Origin of the sequence: Actinocrispum sp. NPDC049592, assembly GCF_040675465.1 — a bacterium.
Lineage (GTDB): Bacteria > Actinomycetota > Actinomycetes > Mycobacteriales > Pseudonocardiaceae > Kibdelosporangium.
Genome location: NZ_JBFAPA010000041.1, coordinates 1 through 1511 on the forward strand (window position 1 = coordinate 1; position 1511 = coordinate 1511).

Consider the following 1511-nt stretch of genomic DNA (forward strand, 5'->3'; position numbering starts at 1 on the left):
GGTTAGACATCCCAGGGCCGTGGCTTGTCAAGCGGCGGTTTGGTGATCTTGGGTGCGGTGGGCCCAGGCGGTGTGTTCGTCATAGCAGGTGTGGTGGCGTAGGCAGCCGTGCAGGATGCCGACGAGTCGGTTGCCCAGGGCGCGTAGGGCCTGGTGGTGCAGGTCGCCGGCGGCGCGGTGGTGGTCGTAGAAGGCGCGGGCGCCGGGACTGATACTGATCGCGCAGAAGGCCCATTGGTCGATGGCGTCGTAGAGGCGTCGGTTGCGGACGTGGCGGGCCAGCACGGCACGCTTCTTGCCGGAGGCGACGGTCAGTGGTGATGTGCCGGCGTAGTTCTTGCGAGACTTGGCGTCGGTGTAGCGGTCGGGGGCATCCCCGAACTCACCGAGCACCCGGGCGCCGAGCACGTCACCGAGTCCTGGCTGGGAGAGGTAGATGGCGGCGTCCGGGTGTTGCCTAAAACGGTCCGCGAGCTGGGATTCCAGCTCGGTGATCTGCCGGTTGAGCTCGGCGATGATGCCCACCGCGGCGCGGGTGGTGGCGGCGAACGCGGCGGCGACCGGGTCCGGTGCGCTCAACTGCTCGGTGCGCAGCGCAGCCTGGATCTGCCGGGCTCGCGCCTCGACGTTGCGCTTGCGCCCGCCCCGGCGTAGCGCCGAGGAGATCTGTGCGAGGGTCAGCCGGGCTGCCCCGGTCGGAGTCGGGGCACGGCCGAGCACCGCGAGGGTGTCGCGGTCGGACAGATCGTCGAACGCCACCAGGGCGGCCGGGTAGTACTCACGCAGTGCCGAGCGCAGCGTGTTGGTGTGCCGGGTGCGGGCCCAGATCAGGCTCTGATGGCCGCGGGCCAGCACCTTGATCGCCTCAGCAGCCGCGCTGTCGGCGGCGATCGGGCGATGGTTGTGCCGGTCGGTGCGGACCAGATCGGCCAACACCTTGGCATCGGCGGCATCCGACTTCGCCCCGGACACGTGGTGACGATCCCGGTAGCGAGCCACCGCCAACGGATTGATCGCATACACCCGATAGCCGGCCGTGGTCAGCGCGTCTACCCACAGGCCGCGGTCGGTCTCGATCCCCACCACCACCTCGTCAGGCTGCTCGACATGCCCGGCCAGCAACTCGTGCAGCCGCCCCATCCCGGCCAGCCCCTCCGGCAGTTGCCGCGCCGTCAGCCGAGCACCCGTCTGGTCCATCACATACACGTCGTGGTGATCCTCAGCCCAGTCATCACCCACAAAGATCATCGATCACCTCGCCCCTTTCTCTTGTCACACACCAGGTCTGAGCCGAGAGCGCCCGGCGGCAACCTAATGGATCAGTGCTCAGCGGCGACGACATCCCATCAGCGCTGCGGGCAACCCTCACCCACCAGCCGGGGCAACGATCTAACCCTAGGACTCAACCACTCCAGGTGATGACAGTGCTCACCGGCCAGCGGCTCGGCAACCAGCCTCACCCCCACCAACCACAATCGGTGGGAGGCCACGCCGATCAATCCCCATTAGGT

At 68.1% G+C, this 1511-nt stretch carries 1 protein-coding gene; it reads right to left on the reverse strand.

Translation table 11 applies throughout. The features are described 5' to 3' along the window. Positions 1–27 precede the first annotated feature (27 nt). Positions 28–1248, reverse strand: coding sequence for an IS110 family transposase (locus tag AB0J95_RS51020; RefSeq protein ID WP_364774000.1), 1221 nt, complete (start codon positions 1246–1248; stop codon positions 28–30). Positions 1249–1511: the final 263 nt, after the last annotated feature.

Bases quoted from the DNA above. Each gene is read 5' to 3' on its own strand.
- AB0J95_RS51020 (WP_364774000.1), bottom strand. From the start codon at position 1,248: ATGATCTTTGTGGGTGATGACTGGGCTGAGGATCACCACGACGTGTAT.